This window comes from Streptomyces sp. NPDC048295 (assembly GCF_040652135.1).
Taxonomy (GTDB): domain Bacteria; phylum Actinomycetota; class Actinomycetes; order Streptomycetales; family Streptomycetaceae; genus Streptomyces.
Genome location: NZ_JBEZLL010000018.1, coordinates 90,777 through 111,896, shown reverse-complemented (window position 1 = coordinate 111,896; position 21,120 = coordinate 90,777). Strand labels below are relative to the sequence as shown.

The window sequence follows — 21,120 nt, the reverse complement described above, 5'->3', positions numbered from 1 at the left end:
ACGCGCGGGCCGATCGCGCGCGACACTCGCCGCCCCCTGGCCACGCAACCCCTCCCCATCATCGCCGCATGGGATCGTTCTGTCACAAAATGCAGTGAGCCACGCAAAACCGGCACTCGATCCGCCGCGAACCCCGGGCAGGTGCGAACGATGCAGACACAGCAGAGACAGAGGCAGAGCGCGGTGCGCGCAGGGCGAGGACGGCCGCGCCGGGAGCGACCGTCGGCCAAGCGCGTACTGGACCTGACCCTCGGCTCGGCCCTCCTGGCCCTGACCGCCCCGCTGCTCGCCACGGGCGCCGCCGTCCTGGCGGCACGGCGGCCCCCCGGCGGCGTACTGACCCACTCACCACGGGTCGGGCAGGACGGCCACGTCTTCGTACTGCGCTCGCTGCGCACCCGGCGGCTCCGGCTCGACCTGCTCTCCAGGCTGCCGTACGTCGTACGGGGAGACCTCTCCCTGGTCGGCCCGGAGCCCCTGACCCCGGACGAGGCGGAGGCGGGACGCGCCGCGTACCCGGGCACCTCCCCCGCCGCGAGACACTGGCGGCAGGAACTGAAGCCGGGCCTCACCGGCCTGGCGCAGGTGCGCTCCCGCTCCGGGATGCCGTGGGACGAGCCGGCGCTGCTGGACCAGCACTACGCCGAGCACCACGGAGTGGGACTGGACCTGGCCATCCTGGCGAGGTCGGTGCATGCTCCACTCCGCGAGGCGGCCCGAGGGCTCACCCGGCGCGGAAAGGCACGCCTGAGCGACACAGATCACCGCCTGTCCGGCTACAGCGCGACAGAAGAAGTGGGTAGTGTCAGCACAGACTGATTAAGTTACTGCTTAGTAATCACAGATAATCGCCAGTACGCGTCTCATCGACGCCGGATCCGACCCTCCCCACCCTCGCAGGCCCGAGGAGCCCCCAAATGCAACTCGCCGCGATCATCGTGTCGCTGGTTCTGATCGTGGTCGGCGTGGCCCTGTTCCTCCGCGCCCTCCTGCAGATCTACAACTTCATGCGGCTCGGCCAGAACGTGCCCGCCGGCACCCGCACGGACGAGCCCGCACAGCGCACCGTCACCGTGGTCAGGGAGTTCCTCGGCCATACCCGGATGAACCGCTGGGGCATCGTCGGTGTCGCGCACTGGTTCGTGGCGGTGGGCTTCTTCTCGCTGCTGCTGACGATCGTCAACGCGGTCGGCCAGCTCTTCAAGGCCGACTGGATCCTGCCGATCATCGGCGACTGGGCGCCGTACAACGTCTTCGTCGAGTTCATCGGCACGATGACCGTGCTCGGCATCCTGACCCTGATCGTCATCCGCCAGCTGGCCCACCCGCGCAAGCCGGGCCGCAAGTCCCGCTTCGCCGGGTCCAACTTCGGCCAGGCGTACTTCGTCGAGGCCGTCATCCTCATCGTCGGCGTCTGCATCTTCATGCTGCACGCCCTCGAAGGCGCCCAGCACCACGTCGCCGGCTACGAGTCCTCCTTCTTCATCTCGTACCCGGTGGTCAACTGGCTGGAGGGCATGGACGTCTCCACCCTCCAGAACCTCACCTACTTCTTCGCCGGCCTGAAGATCGCGACCTCCTTCATCTGGATGATCACGGTCGCGCTGAAGCAGGACATGGGTGTCGCCTGGCACCGCTTCCTGGCCTTCCCCAACATCTGGTTCAAGCGCAACGCCAAGGGCGAGACCTCGCTCGGCGAGCTGCTCCCGATGACCTCCGGCGGCAAGGAGATCGACTTCGAGGACCCGGGCGAGGACGACGTCTACGGCGTCTCGCAGATCGAGCACTTCTCCTGGAAGGGCCTGCTCGACTTCTCCACCTGCACCGAGTGCGGCCGCTGCCAGTCGCAGTGCCCCGCCTGGAACACCGGCAAGCCGCTCTCGCCCAAGCTCCTGATCATGTCCCTGCGCGACCACGCGCACGCCAAGGCCCCGTACCTGCTGGCCGGCGGCGGCAAGACGATGGAGGGCGAGGAGAAGGCGTCCGAGGAGCAGCTCAAGGACGTCCCGGCCGCCGCTCTCGCCGAGGCCGAGCGCCCGCTGATCGGCACGGCCGAGGAGAACGGCGTCATCGACCCGGACGTGCTGTGGTCCTGCACCACCTGCGGTGCGTGCGTGGAGCAGTGCCCGGTCGACATCGAGCACATCGACCACATCGTCGACATGCGCCGCTACCAGGTGATGATCGAGTCCGCGTTCCCGTCCGAGGCGGGCACGATGCTCAAGAACCTGGAGAAGAAGGGCAACCCCTGGGGCCTGGCGAAGAAGCAGCGCGTCGAGTGGACCAAGGAGGTCGACTTCGAGGTCCCGATCGTCGGCAAGGACGTCGAGGACCTCACGGAGATCGACTACCTGTACTGGGTCGGCTGCGCCGGTGCCTTGGAGGACCGGGCGAAGAAGACCACCAAGGCCTTCGCCGAACTCCTCCACATCGCGGGCGTCAAGTTCGCGATCATGGGCGGCGACGAGAAGTGCACCGGTGACTCCGCCCGCCGCCTGGGCAACGAGCCGCTGTTCCAGCAGCTCGGCCAGGAGAACGTCGCGATGCTGAACATGGCGTTCGGCGAGGACGACGACGAGCCGGAGACGAAGAAGCCGAAGTCGTCGAAGAAGATCGTCGCGACCTGCCCGCACTGCTTCAACACCATCGCCAACGAGTACCCGCAGCTCGGCGGCGAGTACGAGGTCATCCACCACACCCAGCTGCTCCAGCACCTCATCGACGAGGGCAAGCTGATCCCGGTGACCCCGGTCGAGGGCCTGATCACGTATCACGACCCGTGCTACCTGGGCCGTCACAACAAGATCTACACCCCGCCGCGCGAGATCATCGCGAAGGTACCGGGCCTGCGGAACGAGGAGATGCACCGCCACAAGGAGCGCGGCTTCTGCTGCGGCGCCGGTGGTGCCCGGATGTGGATGGAGGAGCGGATCGGCAAGCGCATCAACAACGAGCGCGTCGACGAGGCACTCTCCCTCAACCCGGACATCGTCTCCACCGCCTGCCCGTTCTGCCTGGTCATGCTGACCGACTCGGTCAACGGCAAGAAGAACGACGGCAAGGCGAAGGAGTCGGTCCAGGTCGTCGACGTCTCGCAGCTGCTGCTGGACTCCGTGAAGACCCCTGCCGACCCGGCCGGGGAGGCGGAGCCGGCGGACGCGCCGGAGCCGGAACCGGTGAAGTAGAGCGCTCAGTCGCGTGACGGAAGCGGCCGGACCTGCCTCGGGGGCAGGACCGGCCGCTTCTGCTTTCCCGCCCCGGGGCTGTCCCCCCGGGGTTCCCCTAGGGGATGTCACAGCTCGGCCGCAATGGCGGGCAGGTTCCCCAGGCCCTCTGACCGCACCGCCCCGGACCAGGTACGTTCGATGACGTGGCTGGATTCAGGATCGGACGCGGCCGGGACAACCGCACCCCGCAGCAAGCGCAACAGCAACCGCGGCAGCAGCCGTACGGCACACAGGCACCGCCGCCGTACGGCCAGCAGCCCTGGCCCCCGGCAGGAGGCAACACGGCCCCGCCCCCGCCCCCGTACAACAACGGCGGCAACGGCGGCTACGGCGGTGGCGGCTACGGCAATGGCAATGGCAATGGCGGCTACGGCGGCGGCCAGGGCGGCGGCCACGGTGAACCGGAGTACTTCGGCGACCCGTACCACCAGCCCCAGCACCCCCACGGTTCCCCCCAGCAGGGCGACCCGTACGCCAACACCGCCGGCCACACCCAGGCATTCAGCATCGGCGAGGACCCGTACGGCCCCGGCGACACCTACCGCGCCGGCCAGGCCCCCGCCCAGCCCGCGGGCCCCCGGCTGCGCTGGAAGGAGCTGCTCACCGGCATCGTGCTGCGCCCGGGACCGACGTTCTGGCAGATGCGCGACTACCCCGTCTGGGGTCCGGCGCTGATCGTCACGTTCCTGTACGGCCTGCTCGCGCTCTTCGGCTTCGACCAGGCCCGGGACGACGCGATCAACGCGACGATCTCCACAGCGGTGCCCTACGTCATCATCACGGGCCTCGGCTTCGTCATCGGCGGCCTGGTCCTGGGCGCGGTCACGCACACGCTCGCCCGCCAGCTGGGCGGCGACGGCGCGTGGCAGCCGACGGTGGGCCTGTCCATGCTGATCATGTCGATCACGGACGCGCCCCGCCTGATATTCGCGCTCTTCCTCGGCGGCGAGAATTCCCTGGTCCAGATTCTCGGCTGGATCACCTGGCTGGCCTCGGCCGCGCTCTTCACCTCGATGGTGAGCAAATCGCACGACCTGCCGTGGCCGAAGGCGCTGGGCGCATCCGCGATCCAACTGCTCGCCCTGCTGTCGATCATCAAACTCGGCACGATCTGACACCACCGGCCCGCCCGCCCGAGAACACCGAAACCCCCGGCACACAGAATGTGCCGGGGGTTTCTCGCGTCCCATCCCGCTCAGGCGTCCAGAACCTGCCCGCTGCGCCGTACGACGGGCTTGTCCACGCTCCACGGGAAGTTGATCCAGCGGTCGGTCTTCTTCCACACGTATTCGCACTTCACAAGCGAATGCGACTTCTCGTAGATGACCGCGCTGCGCACCTCGGCGACATGATCGATACAGAAATCACGCACCAGCTTCAGCGTCTTCCCGGTATCGGCGACGTCGTCGGCGATCAGGACCTTCTTGTCCGAGAAGTCGATGGCATTCGGAACGGGCGCCAGCATGACCGGCATTTCCAGCGTGGTGCCCACACCGGTGTAGAACTCGACGTTCACCAGGTGAATGTTCTTGCAATCCAGGGCGTAGGCGAGCCCGCCGGCGACGAACACCCCGCCGCGCGCGATGCTGAGCACGACGTCGGGCTCGAACCCGTCGTCCGCCACGGTCTGCGCCAGCTCACGCACGGCACGGCCGAACCCCTCGTAGGTCAGGTTCTCGCGCACGTCATCCGCCTCATCGCTCATGGGACATCACACCTGGGTCCGGTGGAAATTCATGAATGAACGCGACGCGGTCGGCCCGCGCTGGCCCTGGTACCGCGATCCGTACCGCTCGGAGCCGTACGGGAACTCCGAGGGCGAACTCAGCCGGAACATGCACAGCTGCCCGATCTTCATCCCCGGCCACAGCTTTATCGGCAGCGTCGCGAGATTCGACAGCTCCAGCGTCACGTGCCCCGAGAAACCGGGGTCGATGAACCCCGCGGTCGAATGCGTCACAAGCCCGAGCCGCCCCAGCGAACTCTTGCCCTCCAGCCGCGACGCGAGATCGTCGGGCAGCGAGATGACCTCGTACGTCGAAGCGAGCACGAACTCACCGGGGTGCAGGATGAACGCCTCGTCCCCGTCCGGCTCGACCATGCGTGTCAGATCGGCCTGCTCGACGGCCGGATCAATATGTGGATAGCGGTGGTTCTCGAACACCCGGAAGTAGCGGTCGAGCCGCACATCGATGCTCGAGGGCTGCACCATCGACGCGTCGAACGGATCAATGCGCACACGTCCGGCGTCGATCTCGGCCCGGATGTCCTTATCTGAGAGAAGCACGCCCCGAGGATACGCAGAACGCGCGGGCCCACCCCAATCCGGGACCACCCGCGCGCCTGCCACCACCGCCTAACGCTGCTCGAACACCACCGGCACGGCATGCCGCAACCGCGCACAGCGCGGACAGCGAATGAGCCGCCCGGGCCCGATCCGCCCGGCCCCGAGCTGCTGCATCGGGAACGAAGCGGTAGCGAAAACGTGCCCTTCGGCACAGCGGACGACGGTGCGCTCCATGGAGTCCATCAAGTCCCTTCCCCAACAAGCCTTGGACGAGAAAGCCACATTAGGGGATGAACGGGACGCCACTCCAGGCGGCACTCCGAGCACCCACGCTACGCCCTCAACTCCCGCCCACGGCACCCGCATCCACCATCCGCACGCAACAAAAAGGCCCCACGGCTCAAACGCCGGGGACCTGCGATGGGGTACAGTATGGAACGGTAGACGCCGCTCAGGCGGCATGCTTCGCGGGTGTAGTTTAATGGTAGAACATGAGCTTCCCAAGCTCAGAGCGCGAGTTCGATTCTCGTCACCCGCTCCATAAAAGAGCCCCAGGCCAGCGGCCGGGGGCTTCTTCTTTTGCAGTGCCGTGCCACCGGCTGGCCGAGTGCCCGTGGGGCCTTTTCCTGGATAATCGACGCATGGCATCACAGCCCAGCCTTTCCGATCTCCGCCGCGCCAAGTTCGCCCGGCGCGTGCCCGCAACACTCTCCGAGCTTGCCGGTCCCGAGCACGGCACAGTGAGCCTGCCGCTCCACGTTGCGTGGTCAGGGCTGACCACGTTCGACCTCGACCAGCCGCGGCTGCGGATGAGCTATTACCGCATCGTCCTGGCCGAGGGCCGGCACGACGACCTGGTCCGGTACCTGAATCGCGGACTCCTCATCGGCCTGTGGCCCACACTGCGCACACTGATCAGCCGTGATGTTCGTGAAGTCTGGGAACGCTCCTTCGATGAACTGGCCCACAGCGCCCAAGCCGCTGCGTGAACCTCACAGACCTGCACCGTCGTCTGCTCGCAGACGTGCTCGTCGTAGGCGGTGGGTATCCTCTGGCCCTTACCGGCGGCTATGCGGTCAAGGCGCACGGCCTGGTCGACCGGCTCAGCCAGGACCTCGATGTCGCGACCGAGAACCCCGATCGCATGGAGGACATCGCTACTGCCGTACGAACCGGTCTGGAACAACGCGGGTGGCAGGTCAGCACTCTGGAAACAGACCCGCTCTCCGCCCGCCTGATCGTCACGGATCCCGGCAGTCGTGAAGAATGCGAAGTCGACATCCTCAAGGAAGCACTCTGGCGGCCACCTGTGCGCACAGCACGGCTTGGTGCTGTCCCTTGAGGATGTCGTCGGAACCAAGGTCCGTGCACTGTCCGACCGCGGACTCGCCAGGGACCTGATCGATGTACAGGCCGCGGCGGACCGCTGGAGCCATGTCGAACTCGAGGAGCTCGGACGGCGCCATGCCCGTAACTCCTTCGAACTGAGCGAGCTCCAGGCGCGACTGGGCGGAGCCGACTGGATCGACGACACGGAATTCGCCGCCTACGGACTCGACGAGCAAGCCATCACCAGGCTGCGGCAGTGGGCACAGACATGGGCCGACGACATCGACGAACGACTCCAAGAGCTGGAGGCCCCGCACGAAGACTGATGGCCGCATGGAGACCGGACACGCTCAGCAAGATACGCATCGGGCCACTCGGCCCCAGCGACCGTGCCCCATCCGTTCCCTCCGGACCGGACAACAGCGGTCAAGCACGGCCACCAGAGCCCGCGCAATCCCCACCTGTGAGCACAAACAAGCAGGTCAGCGACCTGCCCACTGAGTAGGCACCGTTGATTCCCAAGCTCAGAGCGCGAGTTCGATTCTCGGCACTCGCTCTTTGATGAAGGCCGGGGTCAGCGGCTCGGGCCCTTTTTGTTGCGAGCCCGAGGAACACGGGAGTATCGAGGCCGACGTCTTCCACGACTGCGTGATGGCCTGCATCCTCGACCGGATCGAGGCCGGACCCAGCCTACTGCGTCATTCCATCCTCGCCATGAGTGAGGATGCTGAAATCGGGCCCGAGATCGTCGCCGGGCTCGGTCACCTCGAAGCCGACCCACGCATCGTCCGCCAGGTAACCGAATTGAGCCGGGCCACGGTGACAACGGTGCACGGCATCGAGCCGGAGGCATTCCGGCTTACTCTCCACTGCCTCATCCGCCGCAACTACATCTCCGGGCCTTCACTGCCACTTGACCAGCAGGTCCGAATCGTCTGGCGCATCCCAGAACCCGAAACTCCGGCGCCCTGAGGGCCCTGGATCACCCGGCCATGGGCCACCTGAAATCGACCGCCACGGACAATGAGCCTCCAGGACCGGCCCGGCCCGGAGACATTCCGGTGGTTGTGGAATGGACCGCCGTCTCTGCCGTCTTCGCCCTGACCGTCGTCCTCGGTGCCACGACCGCCCGGACGCTGTCGCCACGGAATCCGGCTCCCGCCCACACAGAACGCTCGGCTGGGAAAATCCAGCCGAGCGTCTGACCGAACTGCTGACAACAGCCGCTTGACCAGCGGGTTGCTATACCCTCCTGAATCCGCCACCAGGAGCGTGCCTATGCATCCGGCGTGGCCTCCGGGCTGCCATCAGGTCAGATCGTCGGTGTGTCGTCGACGATCTCCTTGTGCGGTTCGACAATGAACTTCCAGCCCTCGCTGGGCTCCAGGAACCGCACTCGGGTCGGGTAGATGTCCAGGGCGCGGCGGTCGCGGTTCTGGCTGTTCGCGCCCTTCCGCGCCCGGGCCGGCTCCTCGTACAGGTCGACCTTGACGTCCGGCACCGCGGCGACTTCCTCGCTCCAGCGCTGAACGACCCCCGCACCGAACGCGTCCCGCGCGGCGGAGTAGAGCGACTCCAGGGATTCCTTGTTCCCGCCGGGCACGAAGAGGGCGAGGTTCAGGAGGACGCCGGCACTCTGGAGAACCTCGATCTCCTCCCCCTCCTTGTCAGCGATCCAGATGCCGCTCTCTTCAGCGTTGTCCGGGAGGACGTGAATCTCCTCACCGAAAACCGTCCTCGCGGCGAAGGACCCTCCCTCGAAATTTTTGCCCGGCTCCGTAAGGAAAGCCGGGGCATAGCAGTCGAGAGGAAGGCCATCCATCCTTGCCGAGACGAAGATTTCGTCCTGGAGGCCCAAGCCTGAAATCTCCTCGGCCGTAAGACGTCGAGCCGTAACCTTCTCGGTATTCACGCCATTCCCCTTTTAATCGCGGCGTCCTGTGAATTCATTAAGACTCTACCACGAAAAGGATCAGTCACTTCCCATTACGCATGGCTTCGCACTCACGGCGACACCGGGCAGCCTGCGAGCAATTCCTTCCGGGAGAGCAGAGGACAACTCCTCCTGCATCACCGAAGAAACGCAGTACCCATGGAGAAATACGACGGCACTCCCCAGGAGGGACCTTCTCACCTCGGCGCTGTTCTCGGCAACAACGCCGGTCACCGAGGTGAAGTCGGTCGGATTTTCGGCGCCAGGACCGTGCGGGCCAAGGACTGTTCCGTAAATCCCTGGTGGATCAGCTCGCGGTTTCAGACGCGGTGTATTGCAAGGCGGAGGGGCATCTGCAAACTCGATGTATACGGACGCTCCGACAGCGCCGCGAGGCGCCTTGTCTGCCGTCGCCCGCCCGCCCGGGATTACAGGACTGGACACCCCTTGGGGACAACACAAGTAGATTACGCATTCACAGCACCCTGTGCCGCAACCCAGACAAAACACCGAAATGCGCGCACCGAGCGACAACTCCGATCGGATCAAAATTGTTTATCAGGGCACTCAGGGTATGTGGGTCCTTCGCGGGAAGTCGGGCGCACCTCCGGGCATCGTGGATTCTCAAGGCGTACAAACAGCGACGAACGCTGCGGACACGCTAGTACGTGCCACCGACAACCCGTGCAGCAACGACCGGCTCATCCCCCTCACCTGCATCGCCGGGTACACCGACCCCGGCAATCCCCTCGCCCTGGTGGTCCATCCCGACCCGGAAGGACCCTCCGCCCACCAGCTGGAATTCCGTGGGCCGCGCGGGCTGGTGGGGTGCATCCTGTCGCTCGGCCTGGACACCCGCTCCGATCCGAGTACCGCGGCCGAACCGCTGCGGAAGGCGATCGCCGACTTCGCCGCATCCGTGGCCGGCCGTGGCCGAGGACTGACCGCGGAAGGGCGCAGGTGAGCCTTCGTGCGTGGGCATCCGCTTCTCGTCGCTCCCCCGGACGCGGAACCTTCGGGCCGGTGACCTGAGGGTCCCCGTCGACCGGGCTCAGCCGCGCGGACGGTGAGTCCGGGTCAGTCCTGGCGCTGGAGTTCGCGCACGGCCGCGGGCAGTACGGGACACAGGGCGAACGAGGTCGCGAAGCCGCCTCCCGGCGTGCCCTCCGCGTGCCCTCCGCGTGCTCTTCGCGTGCCCTCTCGGGGCCCGCAAGCGCGTCGACACCGGCGCGGTCGGTGTCGGTGTCGGTGTCGGTGTCGGTGTCGAGGACGGCAGGGCGGCGGCCCGGGGACGCGTGGAACACCACAGCCAGGGGTCTATGGCATTGATCACAGCGAAAGTGCGGGCGGTGAATACAACTGCACCTTTTCGTCTTTTCTGTCGTTCCCGGTGCTGTGGCATCAGCCGGAGCAGGTGAAGAATTCGTGATGGTGGACCGTCGGCCCGGTCATACGATCCCCTCAAGTCGCATCTGCGTGCCCCCCTCCCGCTGCGACCCCTTCTTCTCTTCTTCCGGACACCGAAGGGCTCTTGTGAAGATTCGCCCGGTTCTTGCCACAGCTGTTGCCGCCGCAGTGACCATGCCTGCCCTCCTGCTGTCGGTCGCCCCCGCGTTCGCCGACGACAGGCCGGCCGCGCAGACGCAGGACAAGCCGCAGGACAAGCCGTCCATCGCGGAGCTGGAAAAGGCCGCCGCCGCCGCGAAGGCGGTGTACGACGACGCCGTGGAGGCCGAGAGTGCCGCCGAGGCGGCTCTGGAAGTCATCCTGTCCGACACCAATCCTCTGGCCGTGGCCGCCAAGGCCGCCGAGGCCGCGGCGGCGAAGGCCGCCACCGCGAAGGTGGACGCCGACCAGGCGGTCATCGACGCCCAGGCCGTGGTCGACGCCCTCCCGGAGACGGCCACCGAGGAGGAGAAGACCGCCGCCGCGACCAAGCTCGCCGAAGCGAAGGCCGACGCCGAGACCGCCGAGGAGACCAAGGCCGCCGCCGACGCGGAGGTCGTGAAGGCCCTGGACGCGCGGGACGACGAGCGGGTCGCCGCGGTCCGGAAGCTGGACCAGGCGCAGAAGGCCACCAAGGCGGCCCTCGCCGACAAGACCGCCGCCGACGAGGCGCTGGCCAAGGCGAAGGAGGAGGACGGCGAGGACGGCGAGGCCTGCGTCCCGGAGGCCAGGCTCACCACGGTCGTCACGGGTCTTCCGTCCACCGTCGTCGCCGGCACGAAGGTCGACTTCGATCTCCGGGTGACCAACGGCACCGACAAGACGATGGACGAGGTGCTTCCGTTCGCCTACGTCCACGCCACCGACCGGAGCGGGCTCAAGAGCATCGACGATCTGGTGCACCTGCAGTGGTCCTCCGCCTCGTCCTCGAAGTGGAAGACCGTCGACAACAAGCACTACATGGACGCCATCAGCCCGCTGAAGGCCGGCGCCCACGCCGACATCAAGATGCGCCTCAAGATCGACGCCTCGGCCCCCGCAGGCAACGGCGTCACCTTCGTCGCCGGTGACTACTTCAACGACAACGGCACCTGCGGCGGGAACCCGGACCTGGAAGGCTACGAGTTCCTGATCGCCGCCGCGGGCAGCAAGCCCGGCAAGGTCGACGACGCCAAGCCCGGTACCACCAAGCCGAACACCTCGGACGTCAAGGCGCAGAGCAGCGCGTCCCGTCCGGTGAGCGGCAGCCTCGCCGCCACGGGCTCGTCCTCCGCGATGCCGCAGCTCGCCCTCGCGAGCGGCGCGGCCGTGGCGATCGGCGGCGGCGCGGTGTTCCTGGTACGCCGTCGCAAGGCCGGCTCCCACGCCTGACGCATGGGGTGGGGTGCCGGCCGGGCACCCCACCCGGAGCCGACCGGATCGACGACACGGAATTCGCCGCCCACGGACTCGACGAGCAGGCAATCGCCGGGCTGCGGCAGTGGGCACGGGCCTGGGCCTACGCCTGGGCCTGGGCCTGGGCCTGGGCCGACGACATCGGGGAACGGCTCCACGAGCTTGAGGCTCCGCACGAGGACCAACGGCCTCACGGACGCCCGGCGCCGCTCGGCAGGAACGCGATGCGCGACAGGAGTTGGCCGCCCCTCGCCCTCCGTGCTCCATCCGTGCCCTCGGAGCGGACAGCAGCGGTCGAGTACGGCTCCCCGATGCCTCGCCGACCTCACTCGGTCCGGGCAGACACGCGGGCCTGGGCCACCGTGGTGGCCCAGGGACCGCTGATTCCCGCGCCCGGGGCGCGAGTTCGGTTCTCGTCCCCCGCTCTTCTGCGCAGCCCCAGGTCTGGGACCTGGGGCTGCTGTGTTGTCCGGACCCGCTGGGGATGCCGCGCGCGGGTCGTGACCGGTCCCGTCTCAGCCCTCGTCGATCGCGCAGGCCAGGTAGAGGTCGACTCGGTCGCGAGCGGTGGAGAGGTCGCGGCCGGTCAGGTGCTGGATGCGGCCGATGCGGTAGTGGAGGGTGCTGACGTGGATGTGGAGGGCGGCGGCGGTGGTGCGCCAGGCGCCGTTGTGTTCCAGGAAGACGGTCAGGGTGTGGACCATGTCGGCGCTGTGCTCGGCGTCGTACTCCTGGAGGGGGCCGAGGAGCCGCCGCCGGTAGGAGGCGCGGATGTCCGCGGGGACACCGGCGAGGAGCAGCAGGTGTGAGTCGAGCGCGCGTGCCGTGACCAGTGCCAGGCGCGCGGGGCGCAGGGCCGCGAGGCGGGCGGCGTGGCGGGACTCCTCCAGGGCGCGGGCGAGTCCGGTGGCGTCGGTGGCGGGGGCGCCGAGGCCGAAGGCGATGCGGCCGCCTTCGGCGGCCGGTTCGAAGCGGGCGAGGCGTTCCTCCAGGAGGTCGGCGAGGCCGGTGTCGTCCAGGGCGGGGCCGGGCGAGATCAGCAGGGTCAGTCCGTGCTCGCCGCCGGCGACGACGGTGCGGGTGTCCGGGCTCTCGTCGAGGACGCTCTCGGCGAGGTCGGCGGCCAGGTCCCAGGGACGCAGCGCGCCACGGGTGAGGGCGGTCAGGACCAGCAGGGGGCCGGCGGGGTCGAGACCCGCCGTCCGCAGCCGGGTCGCGAGTGCGGCGGGCGGGGTCGCCTGCTCGATCAGATCGACCAGGTCGGCGTGGAAGCGCTGCTCCGTGCGGCGGCGTTCGTCGCGACGGGCTCCGCCCAGGGCGAGAAGCTCCGCCGTCTGCTCGGCGGCCTCCGGGTCGGAGGGTTCTCCCCGTACGACGAGCAGGCCGCCACCCGCGCTGCGTCGGCCTATGGGCAGGACCCGGTGCCCGTCGATGGTCGCCGGAAGCCGTTCGGTCCGCTGGGCGGTGGCGGCGAGCCGGGCGCGTGCGGGGCCGGCGAAGGGTTCGGCCGGGCCCGCGAGGAGCCGGCCCGCCGACGACAGGGCCCAGCAGTCCGTGCGGAGTTCGGCGGCGAGCATGGCGACGAGACCTCCGAGGTCCGCCCCTTCGACGAGGGCGCCGACAAGGCGTCGGTGCCGGCCGAGGACGTCGGCGAGTTCGAGGCCGCGCTCTCGGTTGATCCGCTCGATGACGGTACGGGAGAGCGCGCCGTACGAGATCTCGGGCGGGGCGGCCAGGAGGGGGATGCCGCGCCTCTCGCACGCCTCGACCAGGGCCGGAGGCACCTCGCCGAGCAGGATGTCGCCGGCCACCAGCGCGGCCGCGCCGCCGTCGGCGAGGGACGCGGCGAAGGTCTCGCAGTCCGCGGCGGTGCGGTACCAGCCCTCACTGGTCAGCACGAGCTCGCCCCCGGTCAGGAACGTCGCCGGTTCCAGCAGGTCCGTCGCGTAGACCCAGCGCAGCTCCCGTGCGAGGTCGCCGTCCGGGGTCAGCAGGGTGAGCCCCAGCTCCGGCATGCCCAACAGATCCCGCACCTGCATACGCCGACCTCCTCCACTCTCCGACGATCGTACGAAGAGTAGCGGTGATTCGGCCATGACTTCGCTGTCCGAGAGGGTGCCTCGCCGCTGTCCACGGGGTGTGTACTGCCGTTGCTGCAGCACTCCGGCAATCCCTGACTTCCTACGAATCATGGAAGGGGGCACGACATGACCCGACAAGGCCCTCTCGCGCAGCGGCTCTCCGCCGCGGTGCGCTCGGCCACCGCGGTGGAGACATCCGGCATCGAACCGATACCCGCCGACGATCGCGAAGGCGGACCGGGTTCGTCGTTCACGCTCTGGTTCAGCTCCAACGTCCAGTTCTCCAGCCTCACCAGTGGCATGCTCGCCACCGCCGCTTTCGGTCTGGGCTGGGCGCAGGCTCTGCTGGCGATCGTGTTCGGCAGCGCCGTCGGTGCGACGGCCATCGGCATCACATCCACGTTCGGCCCGCCCAAGGGCGTCGGGCTGCTCGTACAGACCCGGCTTCCCCTCGGCCGGCGCGGTGCCGCGATACCGGCCGTGCTGGTGTTCTTCAAGGCGTGTGCGTGGTTCGCGGTCAACTCGATCCTCGGGGCCTTCGCCGTCCAGACCCTGATCGGAACGGGATTCGGTCCGGCCTTCGCGATCGTCACCGTCGCCCAGGTGGCGATCGCGCTCGTCGGCTACGGCTTCATCCACCTCGTGCAGAAGGCGATGGCCCTCGTCCTGCCGCTGCTCTTCATCGGCGTCTCCCTCTACGGATTCACCGAGAGCGACCTCGGCTCCGGCTTCGACGCCGCCAAGGCCGGCCCGCTCGGGTTCGTCGGTGCGTTCGCCCTGGTCGCCGCCGTCCAGGCTGCCCGTGCGCTGAGCTTCTCCTCGTATGCCGCCGACTACACCCGCTACATGCCTGTCGACACCCCGCCCCGCAAGCTGTTCCTCTACGCCTTCACCGGCACCTGGCTCGGCTCGGTGTGGATCGCGAGCCTGGGCGCCGCCATCGGCACGATCGCGTTCATCGGCACCCCCACCGACCTGGTCGGCCAGGTGCTGCCCGGAGCACTCGCGACCGTCACGATGCTCGCCCTCGGCGTCTCGACCATCACCTCCAGCTGCCTGGACTGCTATTCGGGAGCCCTGGCCTGGCTCATCGCCGGAGTGAGGATGGCCCGCTGGCAGGCCGTCCTCGTCGTCGGCGGACTCGGGAGCGCGATCGGCTGGTTCGCCGGTCAGGGCGACTACTGGAAGTCCTTCGAGAACTTCCTCATCGTCCTCGGCAACTGGATCGCCCCCTGGCTCGCCGTGATGCTCGTCCACCGTTTCCTCGTCCGCTCCGGCGACGAGGAAACCCCCCGGAACTTCGGGCCCGGATTCGCCGCCTGGCTCCTCGGACTGCTCGCCGCCGTCCCGTTCATGAGCCAGCCCGGTGTCTTCGTCGGCCCGATCGCCGAGAGCCATCCCGCCCTCGGCGCCTGTGCCGCGGCCGTCGCCTTCCTGACCGCCGGGCTCGTCCACTACGCGCTCACCCGGAAGACCCGGACCGGAGCCACCACCCGCACCACCACCGATACGCACGAGGAGATCTCCGCATGACCGCCGTCCCCACCATCACCGCGACCGACGCCGACGTCCGGATCCTGCACGCCGCCGTGCAGCTCGCCCGCCGCTCCCGCGCCGCCGGCAACCACCCCTTCGGCGCCGTCCTCACCGGCCCCGACGGCAAGATCCTGCTGGAGGCCGAGAACACGGTCACGACGGAGCGCAACGCCACCGGCCACGCCGAGACCAACCTCGTACGCCTCTCCACCGAGAAGTACGACGCCGACTTCCTGCGCACCTGCACGCTCTACACCAGCACCGAGCCCTGCGCGATGTGCTCCGGCGCCATCTACTGGGGCAACATCGGCCGCGTCGTGTACGCGCTCGGCGAGGACGAACTCCTCGCCCTGACCGGCGCCAACGAGGAGAACCCCACCATGGCCCTGCCCTGCCGCGAGGTCTTCGAGGCCGGCCAGCGCGACCTCCCGGTCGTCGGCCCGATCGACCTCCCCGAGGCCCGCGAGGTCCACGCCGGCTTCTGGAACTGACCTCCCGGAAGCCCGTCAAGCACCTCCCGGGGGCTGTCAGGGACCTCCGGGAGGGTTCCCTCCTCATGTACGCGGCGGCCTCTCCGCCGAGGCCGCCCCCGGCGCTGCCGAAACGCTTCGCCGGAGTTCGGGCGGGGGCTGAACGATGCCGGCGGGGCGACGGCGGGTCCGACCACCACCGAACCCGCTCGGCGACCGTGCCACGACGTGCCGGGCGATTCCCGTGCCCGGGGCGCGAGTTCGATCCTCGTCACCCGCTCGTCCACGCTGCCCCGGGTCAGCGGCCCGGGGCAGCGTCGTTCCCCGGGCCGCTCCAGGCGTCACCCATCACCTCCGCACCACCCGGCGCCCTGTCCGCGTAGGTCCGGGCGAGCATCCCTACCGTGGTGGCCACGGCCCGGCGGAGTTCGGCGGGTGCGACGACCTCGACGTCCGCGCCGAGCCTCAGCAGCTCACCACAGGCGTGCTCGGTGCCCTCGATCGGGATGACCGCCTCGACCCATCCGTCGTCGCCCACAGCGGTCGCCGTGGAGTCGACCGCCCGCACCACCTCCGGGGGAACGTTGTCGGGGAGGCGGCGGCGTCCGCGGGGGGACAGGCGGACGGTGGCGGTGCCGGTGTAGCGGCGAGCCCGGAAGTCGTCGAGATAGGCGGCCCAGTGCGCAGCCAGGTCGAAGTCCTGCGGCCGGTCGAACCGTTCGTCGCCCGGCACCGCGTCGAGGACCTGGGCGACGCGGTACGTCGCGGTCCCCTTCCCGGTGGCGGCCACGAGGTACCAGGTACCGGACTTGAGTACCAGGCCGTAGGGGTGGAGGCGGCGGTTCACCTCCTGCGGGGCGCGCCAGCGGCGGTAACGCACGTCCACCGCACGCCGGGTGAGCACCGCGTCGACGAACACGGGGAGGTGTGGCGTGCGTTCGGGTTCCCGGTACCAGCCGGGGGCGTCCAGATGGAACACCGCCGCGGCCCGTTCCGCCTCCTCGCGCAGTCCTGTCGGCAGCGCGGCGAGAAGCTTCAGCCGGACCGCCGACATCTCGGCCGTGAGCCCCAGATCGGCGGCGGGTCCGGGCAGTCCGGCAAAGAACAGCGCCCGTGCCTCGCCCTCGCTCATCCCGGTGAGACGGGTGCGGTAGCCGTCGAGCAGCTGGTAACCGCCCCCGCGGCCCGGCTCCGCGTAGACCGGCACCCCTGCGGACTGCAGGCGCACCACGTCACGGTAGGCGGTGCGCACGGACACGTTCAGCTCGTCGGCGATCTGCCGGGCGGACATGCGGCCCCGTGATTGCAACAGCAGCAGCACCGAGAGCAGTCGACTGGCAGGCATGCGCGCATTCTCCCCGGAAACCCTGACAGCACCTGTCACACGGTCCCCCTACCGTCGTCACAGCTGCCGGCTCCGGCCGAAGAGACCGGAGCCCTGCGTGGAGAACGCCGAACAGGAGTCTTGCCGTGCCACCCACCGAACTCGTCGCTCTGCCTGCCGTGATCGAGCTCCGCCAGTACACCCTGCGTCCCCGCCGGCGCGACGAACTCATCGAGCTGTTCGACCGGGAGTTCGTCGAACCCCAGGAAGACGTGGGAATGAGGGTGCTCGGCCAGTTCCGGGACCTCGACGATCCGGACCGCTTCGTCTGGTTGCGCGGATTCCCGGACATGGTGGCCCGCCACCGCGCGCTCACGGACTTCTACGGCGGGCCCGTCTGGGCCGAGCACGGTCCGCAGGCGAACGACACCATGATCGACTCCGACGACGTCCTCCTCCTGCGCCCCGTGCCGGCCCGGGGCGTCCTCACCGGCTCCCTCTCCGGGCGACCCCCGATCGGCGCTCCCGCACCCGGCCGGTTCATGTCCGCAACCGTCTGGTCCTTCCCTCCCGGACGGCAGGGCGGCATCTCACTGATCCGGGACGGCCTGCTGCCCGCACTCCGGGAGACGGGGCCGGCGCCGCTCGCCTTCCTGACCACCGAGCACGCGCACAACACATTCGCCGGGCTGCCGGTCCGCGCCGACGAGAACGTCGCCGCGGTCTTCACCTCGTACCCCGATGAGAGTGCGCACCGCCGGCATCTCGCCGAGGTGCGATCCCATCCCCTCGTACGGGGCGAGGTCCTGCCGGGTGTCGAACGGGAACAGACGGCAGCGCCTCAGGTACTCCGGCTCGCGCCCACCGGCCGCTCGCTGCTCTGAGTCCGAAGCTTCGCCGCAGGAGAGACGGCCGACGGCGCCTGCGGCGAAGCCGCCCCACATCGGTAAGGCCGTGTCACAACGTGCCGGCAGGAGGACCGGGCAGCAGCGGGCCCCGGCGTCGCACTCCATGAGGAGGCCACGCCCGACGCACCGGCGGGTCCTGTCGTCGAGCGTCCCCGGGTGAGCGCCACGGAGCCCCGGGTGCGCCGACTCCGCGGCGGCGGACGTTTCTTGACCGATCGTTCCACATGGATCTAGGGTCTCCGGTGTGGCCAGAACCAAGGAATTCGATCCGGACGCGGCGCTGCAGTCGGCCCTTGAGCTGTTCTGGCGACGCGGCTACGAAGCGACGTCGATGGCCGACCTCGTCGAGCACCTCGGCATCGGCCGCGCCAGCATCTACGCCACCTTCGGCAACAAGCACGAGCTGTACCTGAAGGCCATGGACCGGTACTCCGAGGGGCACGATCCACTCCTCCTCGCCGAACTCTCCCAGCCGGGGCCCGCATTGCCGGCGGTGCGGGCGCTGGTACGCCGCTTCGCCTCGGAGGCCGGCTCCCCCGAGGCCCGGCTGAGCGGCTGCCTCATCACCAACACCGCGGCCGAGCTGGCACCGCACGACCCCGCGGCGGCCCGTCGGGTCGAGCTCAGCTGGGCGCACATCGAAACCGCGCTGCACTCCGCGCTCGCACGGGCCCGGGCCCAGGGCGAGTTGCCCGCGGACCGCGATCCGCGCGCACTGGCCCGCCTGCTGCTCGTCCTGCTCCAGGGCGTACGGGTCGTCGGCAAGGCGTCCAGCGATTCCGCCCGGGTGCGGGACGCGACCGAGCAGGCGCTGACCCTGCTGGACTGAATCCCACTCGCCGGAGCCACGGAGCCGTCTCCCGCACGCCCAAATAATGGACCGATCGATCCAATATCAGGTCGGGGTCCGACCGGACCGGGCTCGCGGGCAGTGCGCTGAACGGCGCGACGGGACTCGGCCGACGGGTCGCGACGCCTGGCCCCCGGCCCCTGGCCGCGACGGGGCTGCCCCTGCCCTCCTGAACCACCGCACCGCGTGCCCTCCTGAACCACCGCACCACGCCAAGCCATCCACTACTCAGAAGGAGTCATCGAGATGAACCGCTTCACCGGTAGGACCGTGCTCGTCACGGGCGCGGGCTCCGGTCTCGGCCGCGCGATCGCGCTCGCCTTCGCCGCCGAGGGCGCATCCGTGGTCGCCGCGGGGCGCACCGCGGCCTCCCTGGACGAGACGGTCGGCCTCATCGAGGCGGCCGGTGGCACGGCTGCCGCCGCCACCGCCGATGTCACCGACTCCGGCCGGCTCCACAACCTCGTACGCGAGACCGTCACCCGCTTCGGCGGGCTCGACATCGCGGTCAACAACGCCGGGATACTCCGCGGCGCCGTACCTGTCGGGGAGGTGAGCGAGGAGGACTGGGACGCGGTGCTGCGGACCAATGTCACCGGCGTCTGGCTGGCCATGAAGCACGAGATCGCGCACATGAAGGAGAACGGCGGCGGAGTCATCGTCAATGTCTCCTCCAACCTGGGCGCGCACCTGCGTATCCCGAACGCCGCCGCGTACATCACCTCGAAGGCAGCGGTCTCCGCGCTGACCCGCGCCGCGGCTCTCGACCACATCCACCAGGGCATTCGCATCAACGCGGTCAGCCCAGGCGCCTCCGCCGCTCCCATGTCGCTCCTGCCCGGCGAGACCGAGGCCGGGCGTACCGAGCGGGTGAAGTCGCAGAACCCGCTCGGGCGGGTCGCGGAGGCAGAGGAAGTGGCCGCCGCGGTGCTCTACCTCGCCTCGCCCGCGGCCGGCGCGGTGGTCGGCACCGACCTGGTCATCGACAGCGGTTCGTCCGCCTGACGATGCGTGATCTGTCCGCCGGTGCCGCAGGGGGCGGGACTTCGCGTCAGTACGGGTGGGGCTTCATGTCGGTGCGGGTGGGACTTCGTGTCAGTGCGGGTGGGACTTCGCGTCAGTGCGCGCGGGTCTTCGCGTCAGTGCGCGCGGGTCTTCGCGTCAGTGCGCGCGGGTCTTCGCGTCAGTACGGGCGGGTCTCGATCACCGCACGGGGAAGCCGAAGGAGTACCCCTGCTGCCTCAGCCAGGGCAGGATCTCGCGCAGGGCGGCCACGGTCTGGGAGCGGTCCCCTCCCGCGTCGTGGAAGAGGACGGTCGGCCCGTTGGGGATCTCGCGCTTGACGGTGGCGACCATGGTGTCCGCACCGGGACGCTCGAAGTCCCTGGAGTCGACGTTCCAGCCCAGCGGCCGCATCCCCCGGGACGCGGCGAGGTGCCGGCTGTACGGGGTGAAGGCACCGCCCGGAGCCCGGTAGTACTGCGGCCGGACACCTCCGGACGCCTTGGTGATCATGCGTTCGGCGTCCAGGATCTGCTGGGACTGGTATGCCTCGGACTTGTGGTCCATGGCGGTGTCGTGCGAGACCGTGTGGTTGCACAGCCGGTGCCCGGCCGCCACGACCTCCTTGACCAGGTCCGGATAAGCCTGGGCCTGCGTGCCCACCATGCAGAACGTGGCCTTCACGCCGTTGTCCTTGAGCAGTTGCAGCACCTGCGGCGTCCAGGTCGGGTCCGGTCCGTCGTCGATGGTGATGTTGACGCCCCGGGCGCCGCGGTCCGAGGCGTGCGCGATGTCCTCCGCCACCTTGGTCACCTTCCCGTCCTGATGCCGGGCGTCCGGCGTCGAGACACCCGCCTGCGGCGGACGCCCTCCGGCGGTGTCGGCCTGCGCGGTCCACACCGAGGCGGCAGCGGCCACCACGGTCACCCCGAGCGCCGCCCCCATGAGCCGGCTGTGCCATCCCTTTCCCTTGTGCTTCGCCATGCCCGCCCGCCCCTTTGCTGTCTCCGCCGATGCCCTGACCTGCGCTGCTCTCATCAAGTCACACGAACGCCGCTACGGGATACCTCTGTTACGGATCGCGGACGAACCCGCAGGGGACCGGCGACAAACGCCGGAGCCCTGCGACGGATGAGGGGGAGCCCCTCCTGTGCGTTCGCCAGAACCACCTGCACGTCGCGTCCTCGCGCCGCTCGATCCGTGCCGCGAGCTGGATCACCGCGGACCTGCCCGCGTAACCCGCCCCCAGGATCAGGACGTGATGGGCGACTCCCCGGCGGCTTCCTGCTGTGTGCTCATCGCTCGACCCTCTTCCGATCGCCGTTGATGACC

18 protein-coding genes, 1 tRNA gene and 1 pseudogene are annotated in these 21,120 nt (G+C 69.1%); 14 read left to right on the top strand and 6 right to left on the bottom strand.

Annotation, left to right across the window (positions count from 1 at the left end; translation table 11 throughout):
- Positions 1 to 150 precede the first annotated feature (150 nt).
- The 3 genes from AB0D53_RS25600 (at position 151) to AB0D53_RS25590 (ending at position 4,342) form a co-directional block, all read left to right on the top strand.
- Positions 151 to 819 (top strand): sugar transferase, encoded by a 669-nt coding sequence (locus AB0D53_RS25600; RefSeq protein WP_362450472.1) that lies wholly within the window; start codon positions 151 to 153, stop codon positions 817 to 819.
- Between the two features lie 98 nt (positions 820 to 917).
- Positions 918 to 3,185 carry a (Fe-S)-binding protein gene (locus AB0D53_RS25595; protein ID WP_362450470.1) on the top strand — a complete coding sequence of 756 codons (2,268 nt, stop codon included), beginning with the start codon at positions 918 to 920 and terminating at the stop codon, positions 3,183 to 3,185.
- 185 nt (positions 3,186 to 3,370) lie between these two features.
- Positions 3,371 to 4,342, top strand: a complete 972-nt coding sequence (locus AB0D53_RS25590; RefSeq protein ID WP_362450467.1) for a Yip1 family protein — start codon at positions 3,371 to 3,373, stop codon at positions 4,340 to 4,342.
- 80 nt (positions 4,343 to 4,422) lie between these two features.
- On the opposite strand, the gene AB0D53_RS25585 is transcribed toward AB0D53_RS25590, so the two are convergent.
- Together AB0D53_RS25585 and dcd are read right to left on the bottom strand one after the other, a co-directional pair.
- Positions 4,423 to 4,932, bottom strand: coding sequence for a phosphoribosyltransferase (locus tag AB0D53_RS25585; RefSeq protein ID WP_362450464.1), 510 nt, complete (start codon positions 4,930 to 4,932; stop codon positions 4,423 to 4,425).
- A 6-nt stretch (positions 4,933 to 4,938) separates the two neighbouring features.
- Positions 4,939 to 5,514, bottom strand: a complete 576-nt coding sequence (dcd, locus tag AB0D53_RS25580; RefSeq protein ID WP_072487843.1) for a dCTP deaminase — start codon at positions 5,512 to 5,514, stop codon at positions 4,939 to 4,941.
- Positions 5,515 to 5,981: 467 nt separating this feature from the next.
- On the opposite strand from dcd, the gene AB0D53_RS25575 reads away from it, so the two are divergent.
- The 4 genes and pseudogenes from AB0D53_RS25575 (at position 5,982) to AB0D53_RS25560 (ending at position 7,815) form a co-directional block, all read left to right on the top strand.
- Positions 5,982 to 6,055 (top strand) — tRNA-Gly (locus AB0D53_RS25575).
- Positions 6,056 to 6,155: 100 nt separating this feature from the next.
- Positions 6,156 to 6,503, top strand: a complete 348-nt coding sequence (locus tag AB0D53_RS25570; RefSeq protein WP_362450461.1) for a transcriptional regulator — start codon at positions 6,156 to 6,158, stop codon at positions 6,501 to 6,503.
- Positions 6,500 to 7,169, top strand: a pseudogene (locus tag AB0D53_RS25565) (nucleotidyl transferase AbiEii/AbiGii toxin family protein). Before AB0D53_RS25570 ends, AB0D53_RS25565 begins: the two are co-directional and overlap by 4 nt.
- A gap of 235 nt (positions 7,170 to 7,404) precedes the next feature.
- Positions 7,405 to 7,815 (top strand): hypothetical protein, encoded by a 411-nt coding sequence (locus AB0D53_RS25560; protein WP_362450458.1) that lies wholly within the window; start codon positions 7,405 to 7,407, stop codon positions 7,813 to 7,815.
- 340 nt (positions 7,816 to 8,155) lie between these two features.
- Here AB0D53_RS25560 and AB0D53_RS25555 read toward each other — a convergent pair whose 3' ends face one another.
- Complete coding sequence (locus AB0D53_RS25555) at positions 8,156 to 8,755, bottom strand: hypothetical protein (RefSeq protein ID WP_362450455.1); 600 nt, start codon at positions 8,753 to 8,755, stop codon at positions 8,156 to 8,158.
- 535 nt (positions 8,756 to 9,290) lie between these two features.
- Between AB0D53_RS25555 and AB0D53_RS25550 the strand changes: the two genes are divergently transcribed.
- Together AB0D53_RS25550 and AB0D53_RS25545 are read left to right on the top strand one after the other, a co-directional pair.
- A complete protein-coding gene (locus AB0D53_RS25550; protein WP_362450452.1) occupies positions 9,291 to 9,740 on the top strand; it encodes a hypothetical protein in 450 nt (149 codons plus the stop codon).
- A gap of 569 nt (positions 9,741 to 10,309) precedes the next feature.
- Complete coding sequence (locus AB0D53_RS25545) at positions 10,310 to 11,593, top strand: LAETG motif-containing sortase-dependent surface protein (RefSeq protein ID WP_362450449.1); 1,284 nt, start codon at positions 10,310 to 10,312, stop codon at positions 11,591 to 11,593.
- Between the two features lie 539 nt (positions 11,594 to 12,132).
- Here AB0D53_RS25545 and AB0D53_RS25540 read toward each other — a convergent pair.
- On the bottom strand, positions 12,133 to 13,656 hold the full coding sequence (locus AB0D53_RS25540) for a helix-turn-helix domain-containing protein (protein ID WP_362450447.1): 1,524 nt from the start codon (positions 13,654 to 13,656) through the stop codon (positions 12,133 to 12,135).
- 168 nt (positions 13,657 to 13,824) lie between these two features.
- Here AB0D53_RS25540 and AB0D53_RS25535 point away from each other — a divergent pair, with 168 nt between their 5' ends.
- Positions 13,825 to 15,231: a cytosine permease gene (locus AB0D53_RS25535; protein WP_362450445.1), complete on the top strand. Its 1,407-nt coding sequence runs from the start codon at positions 13,825 to 13,827 to the stop codon at positions 15,229 to 15,231.
- Positions 15,228 to 15,725, top strand: coding sequence for a nucleoside deaminase (locus AB0D53_RS25530; protein ID WP_362450442.1), 498 nt, complete (start codon positions 15,228 to 15,230; stop codon positions 15,723 to 15,725). The genes AB0D53_RS25535 and AB0D53_RS25530 overlap by 4 nt, the downstream gene beginning before the upstream one ends.
- 277 nt (positions 15,726 to 16,002) lie before the next feature.
- Here AB0D53_RS25530 and AB0D53_RS25525 read toward each other — a convergent pair whose 3' ends face one another.
- The gene (locus AB0D53_RS25525) at positions 16,003 to 17,049 is read right to left on the bottom strand and encodes a WYL domain-containing protein (RefSeq protein WP_362450439.1); all 1,047 of its coding nucleotides are present in this window, start codon (positions 17,047 to 17,049) and stop codon (positions 16,003 to 16,005) included.
- A 125-nt stretch (positions 17,050 to 17,174) separates the two neighbouring features.
- On the opposite strand from AB0D53_RS25525, the gene AB0D53_RS25520 reads away from it, so the two are divergent.
- From AB0D53_RS25520 to AB0D53_RS25510, 3 genes are all read left to right on the top strand, one after another.
- Complete coding sequence (locus AB0D53_RS25520) at positions 17,175 to 17,912, top strand: NIPSNAP family protein (protein WP_362450436.1); 738 nt, start codon at positions 17,175 to 17,177, stop codon at positions 17,910 to 17,912.
- A 268-nt stretch (positions 17,913 to 18,180) separates the two neighbouring features.
- A complete protein-coding gene (locus AB0D53_RS25515) occupies positions 18,181 to 18,765 on the top strand; it encodes a TetR/AcrR family transcriptional regulator (protein WP_362450434.1) in 585 nt (194 codons plus the stop codon).
- A gap of 267 nt (positions 18,766 to 19,032) precedes the next feature.
- On the top strand, positions 19,033 to 19,791 hold the full coding sequence (locus tag AB0D53_RS25510) for an SDR family oxidoreductase (RefSeq protein WP_362450432.1): 759 nt from the start codon (positions 19,033 to 19,035) through the stop codon (positions 19,789 to 19,791).
- Positions 19,792 to 19,989: 198 nt separating this feature from the next.
- Here the strand turns inward: AB0D53_RS25510 and AB0D53_RS25505 are convergent, their stop codons facing one another.
- Positions 19,990 to 20,772, bottom strand: a complete 783-nt coding sequence (locus AB0D53_RS25505) for a polysaccharide deacetylase family protein (RefSeq protein WP_362450430.1) — start codon at positions 20,770 to 20,772, stop codon at positions 19,990 to 19,992.
- Between the last annotated feature and the right edge of the window lie 348 nt (positions 20,773 to 21,120).

What these genes read in the sequence shown, in the direction of transcription:
- AB0D53_RS25585 (WP_362450464.1), bottom strand. Translation starts at nt 4,932, where the DNA reads ATGAGCGATGAGGCGGATGACGTGCGCGAGAACCTGACCTACGAGGGG.
- AB0D53_RS25570 (WP_362450461.1), top strand. Translation starts at nt 6,156, where the DNA reads ATGGCATCACAGCCCAGCCTTTCCGATCTCCGCCGCGCCAAGTTCGCC.
- AB0D53_RS25510 (WP_362450432.1), top strand. Translation starts at nt 19,033, where the DNA reads ATGAACCGCTTCACCGGTAGGACCGTGCTCGTCACGGGCGCGGGCTCC.
- AB0D53_RS25540 (WP_362450447.1), bottom strand. Translation starts at nt 13,656, where the DNA reads ATGCAGGTGCGGGATCTGTTGGGCATGCCGGAGCTGGGGCTCACCCTG.
- AB0D53_RS25560 (WP_362450458.1), top strand. Translation starts at nt 7,405, where the DNA reads ATGAAGGCCGGGGTCAGCGGCTCGGGCCCTTTTTGTTGCGAGCCCGAG.
- AB0D53_RS25535 (WP_362450445.1), top strand. Translation starts at nt 13,825, where the DNA reads ATGACCCGACAAGGCCCTCTCGCGCAGCGGCTCTCCGCCGCGGTGCGC.
- AB0D53_RS25595 (WP_362450470.1), top strand. Translation starts at nt 918, where the DNA reads ATGCAACTCGCCGCGATCATCGTGTCGCTGGTTCTGATCGTGGTCGGC.
- AB0D53_RS25550 (WP_362450452.1), top strand. Translation starts at nt 9,291, where the DNA reads ATGCGCGCACCGAGCGACAACTCCGATCGGATCAAAATTGTTTATCAG.
- AB0D53_RS25505 (WP_362450430.1), bottom strand. Translation starts at nt 20,772, where the DNA reads ATGGCGAAGCACAAGGGAAAGGGATGGCACAGCCGGCTCATGGGGGCG.
- AB0D53_RS25600 (WP_362450472.1), top strand. Translation starts at nt 151, where the DNA reads ATGCAGACACAGCAGAGACAGAGGCAGAGCGCGGTGCGCGCAGGGCGA.
- AB0D53_RS25530 (WP_362450442.1), top strand. Translation starts at nt 15,228, where the DNA reads ATGACCGCCGTCCCCACCATCACCGCGACCGACGCCGACGTCCGGATC.
- AB0D53_RS25525 (WP_362450439.1), bottom strand. Translation starts at nt 17,049, where the DNA reads ATGCCTGCCAGTCGACTGCTCTCGGTGCTGCTGCTGTTGCAATCACGG.